A 13,958-nucleotide genomic window follows, 5' to 3' on the forward strand; every position below is an offset into this window, starting at 1 on the left:
GATGGACCGCGATGCCTTGCCGCCGAACTCCGACGAACAAGCGCCAGCCGTGCAGCGCGACCTGCTCGGTTATGCGGGTCGTCCGCCCCACCCGCATTGGCCAGGCGAGGCCAGGGTGGCGGTATCGTTCGTGCTGAATCTCGAGGAAGGCGCCGAACTGTCAATCGCCGAAGGCGACGCGCGCAACGAATCGACGTACGAGGTGGTCGACCGGATCGAAGGCCGTCCCGATCCCTGCCTGCAGAGCCATTTCGACTACGGGACGCGTGCGGGATGGTGGCGCATCATGCAATGCCTGGCCGACGCCGGCGCAGCCATCACGGTCAGCGCCTGCGGACGAGCCGTGGAGCGCCTGCCCGAATTGGCGCGCGATGCCGTGGCCCGTGGCCATGAGGTCGCCGCCCATGGTTGGCGCTGGGAAAGCCATGTCGCCATGGCGGAGGAGCAGGAGCGCGAGGCCATCGACCGCACGGTCGCCGCAATCCGTTCGGCCACCGGCATACGGCCGGTGGGCTGGCATACCCGTTCCGCGTCGACCCCGAGAACGCGCAGGCTGCTGATGGAAGAGGGCGGGTTCGTCTACGACAGCGACTTCTATGGTGACGACCTGCCCGTGACGCTGTCTGGCCCGCGCGGGCCGCATGTGATGCTGCCCTATGCATTCGACACCAACGACATGCAGTTCCAGCACGGCAACCGCTTTGTGCGCGCCGCCGACTTCGCCGGCTATGTCACCGATGCGTTCGACTGGCTCTGGCGCGAGGGCGCACACGCCCCCAAGATGATGTCCGTCGGATTGCATCTGCGCATGCTGGGGCGGCCCGGCCGCATTGCGGCGCTGGAGGCGATGCTCGCGCATATGCGTTCGCGCGGCAGCGTCTGGATCGCGCGGCGCGACGCCATCGCGCGGCACTGGCTGGCGCATGCGGAGACGACGCGCGTGTAGCGGAGGGGCGAGGTCGTCGCGTACTCAGCGATTTCCGCCATGGCGAAGCGCCGCGCGAAATCGCGGCGCCGCCTTGCCCAGATGCTCCCACAGCCGGTTCGCGACGGGCCCATGCGGGCGGTCGCGCCGGCGCGCGGCGACCAGTTCCTCGACACGGCCCGGCAGATAGCGCCCGGCGATCGACAGCAGTCTTCCTTCCGCCAGTTCCTGCTCGATCAGAAAGCGGGGCAGATGTCCCCACGCCATCCCCTGCAGGATGATCTCCTTCTTCATCATCGGATCCGGCACCGTGCATTGCGGCGCGCCCGCCACGACGAAATGCTCCTGAGCCACGGGACGCCGTGCGCTGTCTCGGATCACGCATTGCGTCAGCGCCCGCAATTGCTCGGGACGGATTGCACGCGAGACCGGGAATGGCAGAAAACCCGGTGCCACCACGGGGATCAGCTCGATCTTGCATAGATCCAGCCATTCGATGCGCGTGTCGCTCTTGTCGACGCGATGCACGATCAGGTCCGCCTCGCCGTCGAACAGGCGCTCCCACGGCCCGGTCACCGCCTCGACATGCAGGTCCAGCCGCGTTGCGGGATTCGCCGCGAAGAACGGGCCCAGCAGGCGTAGGGTCTGCGGCGGCGGGCACAGGTCGCCGATCACCACACGCAGTTCGCTTTCCTCGCCCATCGCCAATTGCTCGGCATGAAGCTGCAGCGCATGGAGCTCGCGCAGCAGCGATTGTGCATGCCGATAAAAGGCGCGCCCCGCTTCCGTCGGGCTGACCCGGTAGCCGCTGCGATCGAGCAGCGCCAGGCCGAGCTGGCGCTCCAGTCTGGCCACCGCCGCAAACACCGCGGGATGCGTCCGATGCAGAACGGTCGCGGCCGCCTGGAATCCTCCCTCGCGGACGACGGCGTCGAAGCACTGCAGGTCTTGCAACGTGAAGCGGGACATTGTTTGTCTTGCTGACAGAGAGGTTGAGAACTTTGTAATTTTCTCAGATTCGGTCCGCCGCTAGGATGGTTCCTGCGATGGCCCCGGCGCCGATTCGGCGAAGGGCCTTCCCTACCTTCCAGGAGAACCGAGATGCAAGCGCTTTCGACCTTCACCACCAGCGATGCCCAACGGATTGCCTACCGTTTCGAGGGCGAAGCCGGCCGCCCCGTGCTGATGCTGTCCAATTCGATCGCGACCGATATGTCGATGTGGGACGGCGTGATGCCGCAATTGCTGGAACGCTTTCGCGTGCTGCGCTACGACATGCGCGGCCACGGCGCCTCCGACGTGCCGGCCGGCGCCTATTCGCTGGACCGGCTCGGGCGCGACGCGCTCGAACTGATGGACGCGCTGGAGCTCGAACGGGTCCACTTCCTCGGCCTGTCGCTGGGCGGCATGGTCGCGCAATGGCTGGGGATCCACGCCCCCGAGCGAATCGACCATCTCGTGCTCGCGCACACCGCCGCCTACCTCGGCCCGGCCGCGGATTGGGAGCCCCGCATCCAGACGATCCTCGCCGCGACGCCGAACGAGACCGCCGAGGCGTTCCTGGGCAACTGGTTTCCCGCCGAAATGCGCGAGAAGAACGATCCGGCGCTCGCGCCGTTCCGCAAGGCCCTGCTCGAAACCCACCCACGCGGCATCGCCGGCGCACTGGCCGCCGTGCGCGATATGGACCTGCGTCGGACCATTACGCTCATTTCACGGCCGACGCTGGTGATCGGCGGGAAGTTCGATACGGTGACACGCGCCGAGCACAGCGAAGAGATCGCAGCGGCGATTCCGAGTGCGAAGCTGGTGCTGCTACCGGCGGTGCATATGTCGAATGTGGAGATGCGCGAGGGGTTCTTGGCGGAGGTCGGCGGTTTCCTTCGCTGATTTGGCATCTGTGGCAATGAGACGCTATCCCCCATCGGTGGGGTCTTGAACGGTCTGCGAGCGCCGATACTATACGATCCGGCATTCCCATTTCGGCGAAATACGTGAAGCGGCGAGGTCAGGCAACTTACGCCTTATTGGCCGAACAGTCGATCATGGTTTGCTCATTTGTAGAGCATCGAAATCCTGCTGTACCAGCGGGCGGGTCCGCTATCAATTCAAAATAAGGAGAATAAGTTGGACTTTATCGACGAGGTTCGATCGCTCGCCGCCAGGGTCGCGGCTGCCAAGGATATGCTTCAAACCGAAGAAGCAACGAAGAACGCGATGGTGATGCCGTTTCCACATGCTCGGCTATAACGTCTTCGATCCTCTGGAGGTCACACCCGAACTCGTCGCTGACGTTGTGTTGCCACTAGACGAGCAATGTCCTCCCTCATGATCCGTGATGCGGACGCGCGACCTGTTGTCGGCGTTGACACATCCGTCATTCAAAGCAGAAAAGCGGGGTTCGGGCCCGTGCGCTGCTCGACCATCAAGACGCGGCTCTCAAGGTAGTCAGCCGTGTCACCAGTTCTCCCACCCCCGTGTACGGTTCCGGCGCCATCTCGGCAGTGAATCGCCGGCTCAGCTCCATGGCCCGTCTCGTCGCAGCGTCGAGATTCGGTCTGGTGATGGCAAAAGCGTCCCGCATGCCTTTCCTGTACTGCGAAACATGATTTTTTCAGTCGCCGGAGCACCTCGTCGCGATGGACAGGCGCGTGGACCTGCGCGTAGTGGAGCAATAGCCAGAGCTCAAAATTCGGCACCGACGCGACGGCACGGAAGGCGACGTCTTGCTTGATATCGTTCTTCAGCCGACCATCCAGTGCCGCTGCGTATTGCAGGGCATCGAAGTAGCTGTCGTGATCATCGCGGTCAAAAACAGCGTAGACCTGTTCGAATGCACGGGCCTGGATGCGCTTGTGGCGGTCGCCGTTTCGGAATAGCGATTCGGCGTATTGCACCACCTGGATCGGAGACGTTCCGATCTCGCAGTGCCGGACTTCCACATTGGTGGTGTGCAAACGATAGGCGGCCCGGATTTCGCAGAAGTAGTTTGGCTCGGTTTTCGCGCCTTCGGAAACGATCAGGATGCGGTCGTAGCTGGCGCGCTGGCCAATCTTGCGCGCCAACTGATCGCGTCGGCGGACCCGTGGGGATTTATCCCGGGCCATCAGTGACGTCGCCCGATATCACCGCGCACCAACGGGATGCCGCCATATCGGCCGATCAGGTATCCGCGCTCCAGCGCTTCATTCTTGCGAGGGCTGAATTCTGCGAGCGCAATCAGGTGCGAGGCTTGTTCGTTGTCTTTTTCGACGAGCCAGATCTGATCGCGTCGGAGAAGATCCGGCGCATCGAGCAGCGACGTATCGTGGGTCGTAAAGATCAACTGCGCGCCGCCGGTATTGACGTCGGGACGGTGAAACAGCCGGACCAACTCGCGAACCAGAAGGGTATGGAGGCTGGTATCCAGTTCATCGATCACCAATGTCTGACCCTTCTCGAGAATGTCCAGGACGGGGCCGGCGAGGAACAACAGGTTGCGTGTTCCGTTTGATTCGTCCATTAGATCGAATACGGCCGTGCCGTGATCGGTGGTATGCGAGAAGCGCAGCTGATGCTCTTCGATTTCCTCCGACCGCAGCTCGGACTTGCCGGCGGCAACATCGAAATGCACTGTCTGCCCAGGCACCTTGCGCGTCACGACTTCGATGTCGGCAATGCTGATGTCGGCGGACGTCAGGAAATCGCAAATCCGCTTGCGTCCTCCGGGCTGCTTGAGCATCTCGATCGAAACCTGCAGATTGAGCCGCGCCTGCTCGTTGAAGACGACCAAACTGCTCGCGAACCAGTCGAACAGCGGCCGCAGTGCTTCGCTGTTGAGCTGGGCGGCCATCGACAGAAACAGCGCATTGGACCGGGTGGCGTTTTCCCACAGCGTCTTCGCGCCCTTCAGCCCGGTACCGAACTCGTAGATGTCCTTGCCCGAGCTTGGGTCGTAGTGCCGTTCGAACCAGCGCTGCGGCTTGAAGGCTTTATAGACCAGCAGATGCTCGCTGACGATGCGTTGCTGCGTCATGGCGAAGCCGTACTGATGCCGCACGCCGGATAGGATCACGGTCACCTCGAACTCTGTCGGTTTCGCCGCAGAAGCGGTGTCGAGGCGGAACGGCTGGACGGCGTATGTCTGCCCAGGCTGTACGACCGTGGCCGATTCCACGACCACGCCACGCATGTATTGCAGCGCCTTGATCAGATTCGACTTGCCGCTCGCGTTGGCGCCATAGACGGCGGCGCTGCTCAGCAGCCGGGGGGCGGCGTTCAGGCCGGTTTCGACGGTATTGGTGTCGGCGAGAGAGGCGTCCTTCGACGCCACGAGGCTGAGGACCTGCTCGTCCCGCAGGCTGCGGAAGTTCTTGACGCGGAACTCGAGGAGCATGAAATCAACCTGGTGGTGCGTAGAATAAATTCGAATCTTGCGCAGATAATGCGCAAAGTCAAGTTATTCGAGTGATCCAGGCGGAAATTTCGAACGGTAGTGTCGTTTTCAGCGCTTCCGGACGGCGCTGGAATCTGCTGGGAAGCCCGCCCACATAGATGCTCTCGACCAAAAAAAGCGCCGCCCACAGGCGGCGCAATCAGGCTTCGTCCATTAGCCCAAGTGTCGATAATCTTCCCGAGCCGGATCAGAACCGGTAGGTAACGCTGCCCACCACCGTCCGGCGGGCGCCGAAATAGCAGTCGCCGCGGGCGAGGCAGGTCGTCAGGTATTCCTTGTCGAACACGTTGTTCACGTTCAGCGCGACGCGAACCGGACCGTGGTCGTAGGCCAGCACGGCGTCGACGAGCGTGGCGCTGCTGACCTTGTTGCGATCGGTGCCGTCATAGCTCGCGCTGAAATACCGCACGCCGGCGCCGGCCGAGAAGCCCGGCTTGTCGAACAGGTTGAACTTGTACGTGCCCCACAGCGAAGCCATATGCTTCGGAATGCTGGCGATGCGCTTGCCGACTTCGGCAGGATTGCCGGCGAGGATGCGGGTATCGAGGTAGGTGTAGTTGGCGATCAGGTCCACCCGATTGCGCAGCGATGCGAGGGCTTCGACCTCGACACCGCGCGTACGGGCTTCGCCGATCTGCACGGTGTCGGGCACGCCGTTGACGATGCCCGATGCGCGACGGTTCTTCTCGCGCATGTCGAACACGGCCATCGTCACCATCGCGTTCTTGCCGGGCGGCTGGTATTTGATACCGGCTTCCCATTGCTTGCCGCGCAGCGGCTTGAGCGGGCCGGCGCGGTTGGTGCCCGGCACACCCTGGAAGGACTCCGAATAGCTGATGTACGGATTCAGGCCGATGTCGGTCTGGTACATCAGGCCGAAACGCTTGGTCAGCTCATTGTCGTCGCGCGAGCCGGCCGTCGTGTTCACTTGCGAGGCACGCGACCAGTCGTAGCGCAGGCCGACCATCAGCAGCCACTGGTTCCACGACATCTGGTCCTGCATATAGATGCCGGTCTGGATCTGCTTGGTCGGATTGACGTGGCCGAGCGTCGGTGCGACGTAATTGCCGTAAACGGGATTGATGATGTCGATCGGCGCCGCGCTGCCGGTACCGTTGACGCCCCGGCGTCCGTCGATATCGGCGTGCTGATAATCCATGCCGGTCAGCAAGGTATGGCCCACGCTGCCGGTGCGGAATTTGGCCTGTGCCTGGGTGTCGACGAGGAAGGACCGCAGCCGCGGGTTGTCCCAATAGACGGTGCGGTTCAGCAGCCGGTCGCTGCCCGGCACCCAGCCACCGTTAGGCCCATTGAAACGCGCGTAAATGCTGCGGTAATCCACCGTGCTGTACGAGTACCGCAGATTCTGGCGGACCGTGAACACCTCGTTCGCCTTGTGCTCGAACTGGTAGCCGATCGCCGCCTGTTCCGCCTTGAAGCGGTCGAATCCCGGCTCGCTGACGAACAGGCTGTCGCGAATCTTCAGGCCGCCGGGGTTCGGAAACAGCATGCCGCTCCAGGGAAAGAAGCCCGCAGTGGTATTGCTGTCATCCCGCTGGAAATTCGCCAGCAGCGTAAACGACGTATCGCTGTTCGGCCGATACGTCAGCGACGGCGCGATCAGATAGCGATTGTCCTGGGCAAAGTCCACATGCGTGTCGCTGTCGCGCGCCAGCGCGACCAGCCGATACAGACAGCCATTTGCCGTCCGCATCGAGCGGCCCGGTCAGATCGGCCTGCACCTGCTTGCGGTTGTTGTTGCCGAACTGCACGCCGATTTCGCGGGCGGCCTCGGGCTGCGGCCGCTTGCTGACGAGGTTCAGGATGCCGCCGACCGCGCCCTGGCCGAACAGCATCGACGACGGGCCGCGCAGGATGTCGATCCGCTCCAGCGCATACACGTCGGGACGGACGTTGTTGTAGTAGCCCACCGCATTGAGCAGGCCGTCCTGGTATTGCGTGAAATCGGTGCCGCGAAAGCGTCCCCAGTCGCCGCGATTGTCGTTGCCGTAGAGGCCCGCGTGGACGCCCGCGGTATAGCCCATCGCCTGCTGCACCGATTGCGCGCCCTGCGCCTCGATGCGGTCGCGCGTGATCACGGTGATCGACTGCGGCGTTTCCATGATCGGGGTATCCGTCTTGGTCGCGGTGGCGCTGCGCTTGGCGACGTAGCCAAAGACCGGGCCGGTCGCGGTTTCGTTGTCGCTGGTGGCACGCACGGTAACGGCCGGCAATTCGGCGGGGGCCGTGGCAGTAGCGGTGGCGGTGGCAGCAGAGGCGGGGGCGGCAGAGGCGGGGGCGGCAGCCGGCGCCGATGCATCGGCGGACGCGGACTGCTGGGCCCAGACCATGCCGGCGGCTTGCAGGCCCAGGGCGAGAGTCGTCAGGCGAAGGGCATGGCTGCGGTGGCGGCCGCGGCGATGGGTTGCACGCTGTGGCATGGTCGGTTCCGACTATATTTTTTCAGAACGCCCGCGGAATGCCGCCGCGGTGCGGCGGCGCGGACCGTGACGTCGGTCCGTGCGGGTCGGAGGCTCGGGCAACGAACGATAAATGCGAATCGTTCTTGTTAACCTTCGCATTGTAACGGCATGTGTCGAGCCGGACATAAAAGGGTGACCGCGCCACAGGGTTAATGGGCCCGTGCGCGGCCCCGATCTCGTACCGCCCCGGGGAAGCACCAACAGGACAGGAGGGCCGCGATGCCGCTGCCGCCGTATTTCGCCGATCGACGCGACGCCGGCGTCCAATTGGCGCGCCGCCTGAGCGAGCTGGGCTATGCGAAACGAGAGGAAAACCAGCCGCCGCTGGTGCTGGCCCTGCCGCGCGGCGGTGTGCCGGTCGCCTTCGAGGTCGCCCGCGCGCTGGGCGCGACGCTCGACATCCTGCTGGTGCGCAAGATCGGCGCGCCCGGCTATCCCGAACTGGCGCTGGGCGCGGTGGTCGAGGGCGATGCCACCGGCTCGCCCCCGCATACCGTCGCCAATGACGATGCGTGGACGCGCCGCGCGGTCGACAGCGGCGCCTTCGAGCTGGAGCGCGGTCGACAGCTGGGAGAAATCGCCCGGCGCCAGCAGCGCTATCGCGGCGGGGCGCCGGTGGCGGCGATGCGCGACCGGGTCGTGATCATGGTCGACGACGGCGTGGCGACGGGCGCCACGATGCGCGCGGCACTGGAGAGCGCGCGCCATGCCGGGGCGGCTCGCGTGATTGCGGCGGTGCCGGTCGCTTCGGTGGAAGGGTTGGCGTCGCTGCGGGACGCGGCCGACGAATGCGTCTCGCTATGGGTGCCGGACGATTTCGGCGCGGTGGGCGCGTATTACGCGGATTTCGACCAGACCACCGACGAAGAGGTGATGGCCTTGCTGCGCGAGGCTGGCAACGCGCAGCGCGGCTGAGCGGGACAGGTGGTCAAGCGCGCTGCTGCGCGAGCCGCCGCTTCAGATGCTGGATCAGCCCGCCGGCGCGCAGCATGTCGAGCAGGAACGCCGGGATCGGTTCGCATGGCACGCGGCTGCCGTCGGGCAGCACGACCGCGGCGTTTTCCAGATCCAGCGTCGCGTGTTCGCCGTCGATCAGCTTGTCGGTATCCGCGCAGACCAGCGCCGGCAGGCCGAGATTCAAGGCATTGCGATAGAACAGGCCCGCGAACGAAGGCGCGATCACTGCCGCCACGCCGAGATGGCGCAAGGCCTGGGGAGCCTGCTCGCGCGACGAGCCCACGCCGAAATGCCGTCCACCGACGACCAGATCGCCCGGCCGTACGGTCGCGGGAAATTCGGGACGCAATCCGGCCAGGCAATGGCGCGCGATCTGCTCGATGCCGCCTTTCATCTGCGTGGCGGGCGCCATCGCATCGGTATCGACGTTGTCGCCGAAGCGCCAGATGCGGCCGGGGGCCTTGCGTTCGGGCCTGGTATGGGGTCCGGTATCGGGGCCGGTATGGGTCGGCGTATCCATGCGGATCTCGGTCTTCACAGCAGCGTGCGCGGATCGGTAATGCGGCCCGTGACCGCCGATGCGGCCACGGTCATCGGCGAGGCCAGCCACACCGCGCTGCCGGCGTCGCCCATCCGGCCAGCGAAATTGCGCGCGGTCGAGGCGATCGCCCGCGTGCCGGCGGCGAAGCGCGTGGGCCCGTAACCGGCGCAGGCATTGCACGCATTGGGCAGCAGCTGCGCGCCGGCATCGACGAGCGCCGCCAGCGTGCCTTCGCGCTCGGCCTGCTGCTGGTCGCGCAGCGAGGCGGGTGCCAGCTGCAGCGAGACGCCCGGCGCGACCTTGCGCCCGCGCAGGATGCGCGCGGCCATGCGCAGATCGTCGAGCTTGGCGCCCGTGCAGGCGCCGAGATAGGCGAGGTCGATCGGCTGGCCCTGGGCGTCGCTGACCGGCGCGCCGTTGGCCGGCGAGTGCGGCGCGGCGACCTGCGGCGCCAGGGCGGCGGCGTCGAAGCGATGGGTTTGCAGCAGCGGCGCATCGGCATCGCTGCGCCAGTGCTCGATATCGATCTGCGCCAGCGTGGCGGCGGGCACGCCGGCCTGTTCGAGCCATTGCAGCGTGGTGGCGTCCGGTGCGACGAGGCCCGTCTGCGCGCCCAGCTCCGCGCTCATATTGGTCAGCGTCATCCGCTCCTGCATCGACAGCGCGGTCACCGCCGTGCCGGCATATTCGATCGCCTCGTAGCGGCCGCCGCCCAGTCCGAGCCGGGCGCACAGGAACAGCATGATGTCCTTGGCGCAGACGCCGTCGGCCAGCGTGCCGTCCCATTGGATGCGGATGGTCTGCGGCACGCGCAGCCAGATCTCGCCGGTGGCCAGCACGCCCGCCATCTCGGTGGCGCCGATGCCGAACATATAGGCGCCGAACGCGCCCCCGGTCGGACTGTGGCTGTCGCCGCCGACGATGAACTGGCCCGGCAGCACGTAGCCGCGCTCGGGCAGCACCACGTGGCAGATGCCTTCGTTGTCGATCAGATGCGGCAGGCGCTGTTCGCGGACCCAGTCGCGCGTGAAGCGGACGATCGCCTCGGCCTCGGCATCCGCGGCGGGCACGAAGTGGTCGGTCACGACGACGAAGCGCTCGGGGTCCCAGACCTTGGCGCCCAGCTCGCGCAGCAGCGGCGCGACGCGGCGCGGTCCGCTGGAGTCGTGCGACATCGCCAGATCGACCTTGCAGGTCACCACGGTGCCGGGCGTCGCGCGGTCCAGGCCCGCGGCGCGGGCGACCAGCTTCTGTGCGAGGGTTTGCGCCGGAGTGCTGCCGGCGCCGGCACGGCTCATTCCACCTTGGCCCCCGAATAGCGCACCACGGTGGCCCAGCGCTTGATGTCCTGCTTGACGAAGGCGCTGAAGGCCTCGGGCGTGCTGGCGACCGGCTGCGCGCCATCGCTTTCGAGGCGCTTGGCCACCGATGGCGTCTCCAGGCCCCGGCGCGCGGCCTGATAGAGCGTGCGCGTGACTTCGGGCGGCAGCCCTGCCGGGCCGAACAGCCCGAACCAGGCATTGGACTCGAAGCCCTTGACGGTCTGCGAGATCGGCGGCACGCCCGGCAGCTGCGGCAGCGGCGCCGGACTGGTGACCCCAAGCGCCTTGAGCTTGCCGGCCTTGATATGCGGCAGCACGTTCAGGGTGCTGGCGAACATCAGCTCGACGCGGCCCGACAGCAGGTCGGTCACTGCCGGCGTCGTACCTTTGTACGGAATGTTGACGATGTACGTGCCGGTCATCATCTTGAACATGTCGCCGGCCAGATGCACCGACGAGCCGACGGCGCCGATGCCGAAGTTCAGTTTGCCGGGACGGGACTTGGCCAGCTGGATCAGCTCGGCGACATTGTTGGCCGGCACCGACGGATGGGCGACCAGCACGCTTGGCACGCTGGCCACCAGCGTGATCGGCGTGAAATCGGCGACGGGATCGAAGGGCAGGTTCTTGTACAGCGTCGCGTTGATGGTATGGCTGGTGAAACTCATCAGCAGCGTGCTGCCGTCCGGCGCGCTCTGCGCCACCAGCTCGGCGGCGATATTGCCGCCGGCGCCCGGGCGGTTCTCGACCACGACGGACTGGTCCAGCAGCTTGCCCATCTCGTTGGCGATGGTGCGGGCCAGCGTATCGGTGGTGCCGCCGGCCGGCGCGCCGACCAGGATGCGGATGGGCTTGCCGCCGGCGATCTGGCCAAGCGGGGCCGCCGACGTGCCGGATGTCGCGGAGGTGCCCGATGTCGCCGATGTGCCGGATGTGCTCGCCTGCCCTGCGTTCCCGTTGGTTGCGCCGATGGCGCTGGACGGCGCGAGCAGCGGCAGCAGCGGTATCGGCGACGCCAGCGATGTCAGCAGCGTGGCCGCGCCCAGCCTGAGCGCGGCGCGGCGTGTCTTGACGATGCCGGCGGGGTGCGCCGGCGGCAGAAGGGAACGGCTGGCTCGATGCAGCGGCATGACGCGAGTCTCCTTGTCTGATCGTCGAAGCGCGCAGCATGGCGCGCCTGCGTCAGTCGCGCAAGCTGGTGCGGGTCCCGTTGTCGACCCAGACGTTGGCGCTGTCGCCGCCTGCCGGCGACAGCTCCATCCGGTATTCGTAGCGGTCGGGCCGGTACTGCCCGAGCAGCAGCTGGATCGGCCGGCCGGACTTGTCCTGCACCACGCGGCGGGTCGCCAGCAGCGCGGCGCCGACCGGCACCTCGAGCAGCGGGGCCACCACCACGTCGGCCAGGCGCGCCGACAACACCTGCGTGGCACGGCCCAGCTTCAGGCCGCCGCGGTTCTCGAGCAGCCGCAGGATCGGCGTGGTCTCCAGATCCTTGCGCGTCAGATGGCGGCCCAGGTCGGCCGGCACATAGACGGTGATATGGGACAGCGGCTCGCCGTGGTAATGGCGCACGCGCACCACCTTGGTGACGGGATCGCCGGGCTGCAGGCACAGCGATTCGGCGACGTCCGGGGCGGCCTGCACCTCCTCGATCGAGATCACGTTGACCGAGGTCTTCTGGCCCATGTCCAGCAGGTTGTCCAGCAGGCTGACGGTGCGTGGCGCATTGGCGGCCGGCGCGATCGGATGCGGATTGACGAAGGTGCCCAGGCCGCGATGGCGGCGCACCAGGCCTTCCTGCACCAGGCGATCGAACACCCGGCGCATGGTCACGCGCGAGGCATGGAATTGCTTGGCCAGGTCGATCTCGCCCGGCAGAGGCCCCTGGCCAAAACGGCCTTCCACAATCTGTTGGCGCAGCACCACGTAAATCTGGTGATACAGGGGAACGACGGCTTCACTCATGGTTTCCCTTGCGAGTCGACGACAGGTCGGCAATTAGTTTAATGTACTTTAAATCAGACATGGATCAAAGTGACAACGGAATACGTGCCGCCGTGTGAATTCGCACATTGGCTGGGCCGGCCGGTCACTGGCCTTGGCGGAACAACGTCGGCGCAATGTCGACACAATTTCCGGTGCAATCCGGCGAGCGATTTCCAGCCAGCATTTCCGCGACGGGAAGCGACGCATGAAGCGCGCCCCGGCAACGGCCGCCAATGATCCGCGATGCGGTCCATCCGAAACATCCCCCCAATGCAGGACGTGCTTAAAAAAACACCACCTGCGCCCTGTCCGATTCCTCGTTTCAATTCCGTAACGCCACGTCAGCCGGTTCGGTTTTATCGGCATCCCGACTTAACTATCCGGCGATAAACATATTTTTCTCGCGCAATCGGAATCGCCGCGCGACGCCACTTTCCGGCCGCTGTCACATCGATGTGACATGTCTGTTCCGGTTCACAGTATTTGGGCTCCCAGTGTCGCACCGAACGCGGGATCTTGCACCGCAGCAGGGCCATTTTGGCCTTGTTTTACAAGGGAAAGCGACGCCTGCGGGGGGTGCTGGCACCGAATATGCGCAGGGCGCTTCGGTTTGGCCAATGCCGGACCATGACCTGGCTACCGCTTCGTTTTCCGTCTGACGAGCGCGGCGCCGGGCTGAGTCGCAGAGAACATTCCTCCTGGGAGCTATGTATGAAAAAGACCTTACTCGCGTCCGCCGTCGCCCTGACTCTCGGGGTGACAGGGCACGCCTTGGCACAGACCGCAACCGACGACGCCGTGGCGGTGAATGTCAATGTCACCGACAACGACACCACCACCACGACCAAGACCAATTCGGAGAACCGCGGACGCGCATGGGCTGAGGGCCTTGGCACGACTGCGGCAAACAACGGCTCCACCTCGACCGCCAACTTCTCCAATGCCTTCAACACCAGCCGTGCGGTCGCCATGACGCGCCTGAACGGCACGGTCAGCGGCCTCACCGTCAGCCATATCGGCAACGTGGCCCGCCAGCTGGGTAATGCCAGCGGCGGCGCCGGCGGCCGCGGTGGCGCGGGCACCGGCGGCAATGCCATGGGTGGCACCGGCGGCAATGGCGGCAACAGCGGCAATGGCGGTGCCGGCGGCAACGGCGGTGCCGGCGGCATGGCAAGCATTGGCGATGCGACCAGAGGCAGGCGATCAATAGATCCTGCGGCGGCTCCGGACGGAACTCGAGGACGACACTCTGCTCCTTTTCGTCCGGGCCGAGCTCGCGGCGCTCCAGCCGGTGCCGGGCCACGTGTTC

Annotated in this window: 11 protein-coding genes and 2 pseudogenes; 4 read left to right on the forward strand and 9 right to left on the reverse strand. The window is 65.7% G+C overall.

The genetic code is table 11. The features are described 5' to 3' along the window. Position 1: 1 nt before the first annotated feature. On the forward strand, positions 2–946 hold the full coding sequence (locus F1599_RS23850; protein WP_150084753.1) for a polysaccharide deacetylase family protein: 945 nt from the start codon (positions 2–4) through the stop codon (positions 944–946). A 24-nt stretch (positions 947–970) separates the two neighbouring features. On the opposite strand, the gene F1599_RS23855 is transcribed toward F1599_RS23850, so the two are convergent. After that, on the reverse strand, positions 971–1,894 hold the full coding sequence (locus F1599_RS23855; RefSeq protein WP_150084754.1) for a LysR family transcriptional regulator: 924 nt from the start codon (positions 1,892–1,894) through the stop codon (positions 971–973). Between the two features lie 132 nt (positions 1,895–2,026). Here F1599_RS23855 and F1599_RS23860 point away from each other — a divergent pair, with 132 nt between their 5' ends. Together F1599_RS23860 and F1599_RS26490 are read left to right on the forward strand one after the other, a co-directional pair. After that, positions 2,027–2,815, forward strand: a complete 789-nt coding sequence (locus F1599_RS23860) for an alpha/beta fold hydrolase (protein WP_150084755.1) — start codon at positions 2,027–2,029, stop codon at positions 2,813–2,815. 237 nt (positions 2,816–3,052) lie between these two features. Continuing rightward, positions 3,053–3,175, forward strand: coding sequence for a hypothetical protein (locus F1599_RS26490; RefSeq protein ID WP_263364067.1), 123 nt, complete (start codon positions 3,053–3,055; stop codon positions 3,173–3,175). Positions 3,176–3,306: 131 nt separating this feature from the next. Here the strand turns inward: F1599_RS26490 and F1599_RS23870 are convergent, their stop codons facing one another. The 3 genes and pseudogenes from F1599_RS23870 to F1599_RS23880 all read right to left on the reverse strand — a co-directional run bounded on the left by F1599_RS23870 (position 3,307) and on the right by F1599_RS23880 (position 7,711). Then, the gene (locus F1599_RS23870) at positions 3,307–3,990 is read right to left on the reverse strand and encodes an RloB family protein (protein ID WP_223819855.1); all 684 of its coding nucleotides are present in this window, start codon (positions 3,988–3,990) and stop codon (positions 3,307–3,309) included. Between the two features lie 41 nt (positions 3,991–4,031). Beyond that, the gene (locus tag F1599_RS23875; RefSeq protein ID WP_150084756.1) at positions 4,032–5,300 is read right to left on the reverse strand and encodes an AAA family ATPase; all 1,269 of its coding nucleotides are present in this window, start codon (positions 5,298–5,300) and stop codon (positions 4,032–4,034) included. Positions 5,301–5,547: 247 nt separating this feature from the next. Beyond that, positions 5,548–7,711 (reverse strand): annotated as a pseudogene (locus tag F1599_RS23880) (TonB-dependent siderophore receptor). Positions 7,712–8,062: 351 nt separating this feature from the next. On the opposite strand from F1599_RS23880, the gene F1599_RS23885 reads away from it, so the two are divergent. After that, positions 8,063–8,758 carry a phosphoribosyltransferase gene (locus F1599_RS23885; protein WP_150084757.1) on the forward strand — a complete coding sequence of 232 codons (696 nt, stop codon included), beginning with the start codon at positions 8,063–8,065 and terminating at the stop codon, positions 8,756–8,758. 13 nt (positions 8,759–8,771) lie between these two features. Here the strand turns inward: F1599_RS23885 and F1599_RS23890 are convergent, their stop codons facing one another. The 5 genes and pseudogenes from F1599_RS23890 to F1599_RS26690 all read right to left on the reverse strand — a co-directional run. Next, entirely contained in the window at positions 8,772–9,320 is a 549-nt protein-coding gene (locus tag F1599_RS23890) for a LeuD/DmdB family oxidoreductase small subunit (RefSeq protein WP_150084758.1), read from the reverse strand. 14 nt (positions 9,321–9,334) lie between these two features. Beyond that, complete coding sequence (locus F1599_RS23895; protein ID WP_150084759.1) at positions 9,335–10,639, reverse strand: 3-isopropylmalate dehydratase large subunit; 1,305 nt, start codon at positions 10,637–10,639, stop codon at positions 9,335–9,337. Continuing rightward, positions 10,636–11,793, reverse strand: a complete 1,158-nt coding sequence (locus F1599_RS23900; protein WP_149318516.1) for a tripartite tricarboxylate transporter substrate binding protein — start codon at positions 11,791–11,793, stop codon at positions 10,636–10,638. The genes F1599_RS23895 and F1599_RS23900 overlap by 4 nt, the downstream gene beginning before the upstream one ends. Before the next feature lie 52 nt (positions 11,794–11,845). Then, a complete protein-coding gene (locus F1599_RS23905) occupies positions 11,846–12,628 on the reverse strand; it encodes a GntR family transcriptional regulator (RefSeq protein WP_149318515.1) in 783 nt (260 codons plus the stop codon). Positions 12,629–13,835: 1,207 nt separating this feature from the next. Then, positions 13,836–13,958: pseudogene (locus tag F1599_RS26690) on the reverse strand (SOS response-associated peptidase family protein); the annotation flags it as partial.

This window comes from Cupriavidus cauae (genome assembly GCF_008632125.1).
Classification (GTDB): Bacteria; Pseudomonadota; Gammaproteobacteria; order Burkholderiales; family Burkholderiaceae; genus Cupriavidus; species Cupriavidus cauae.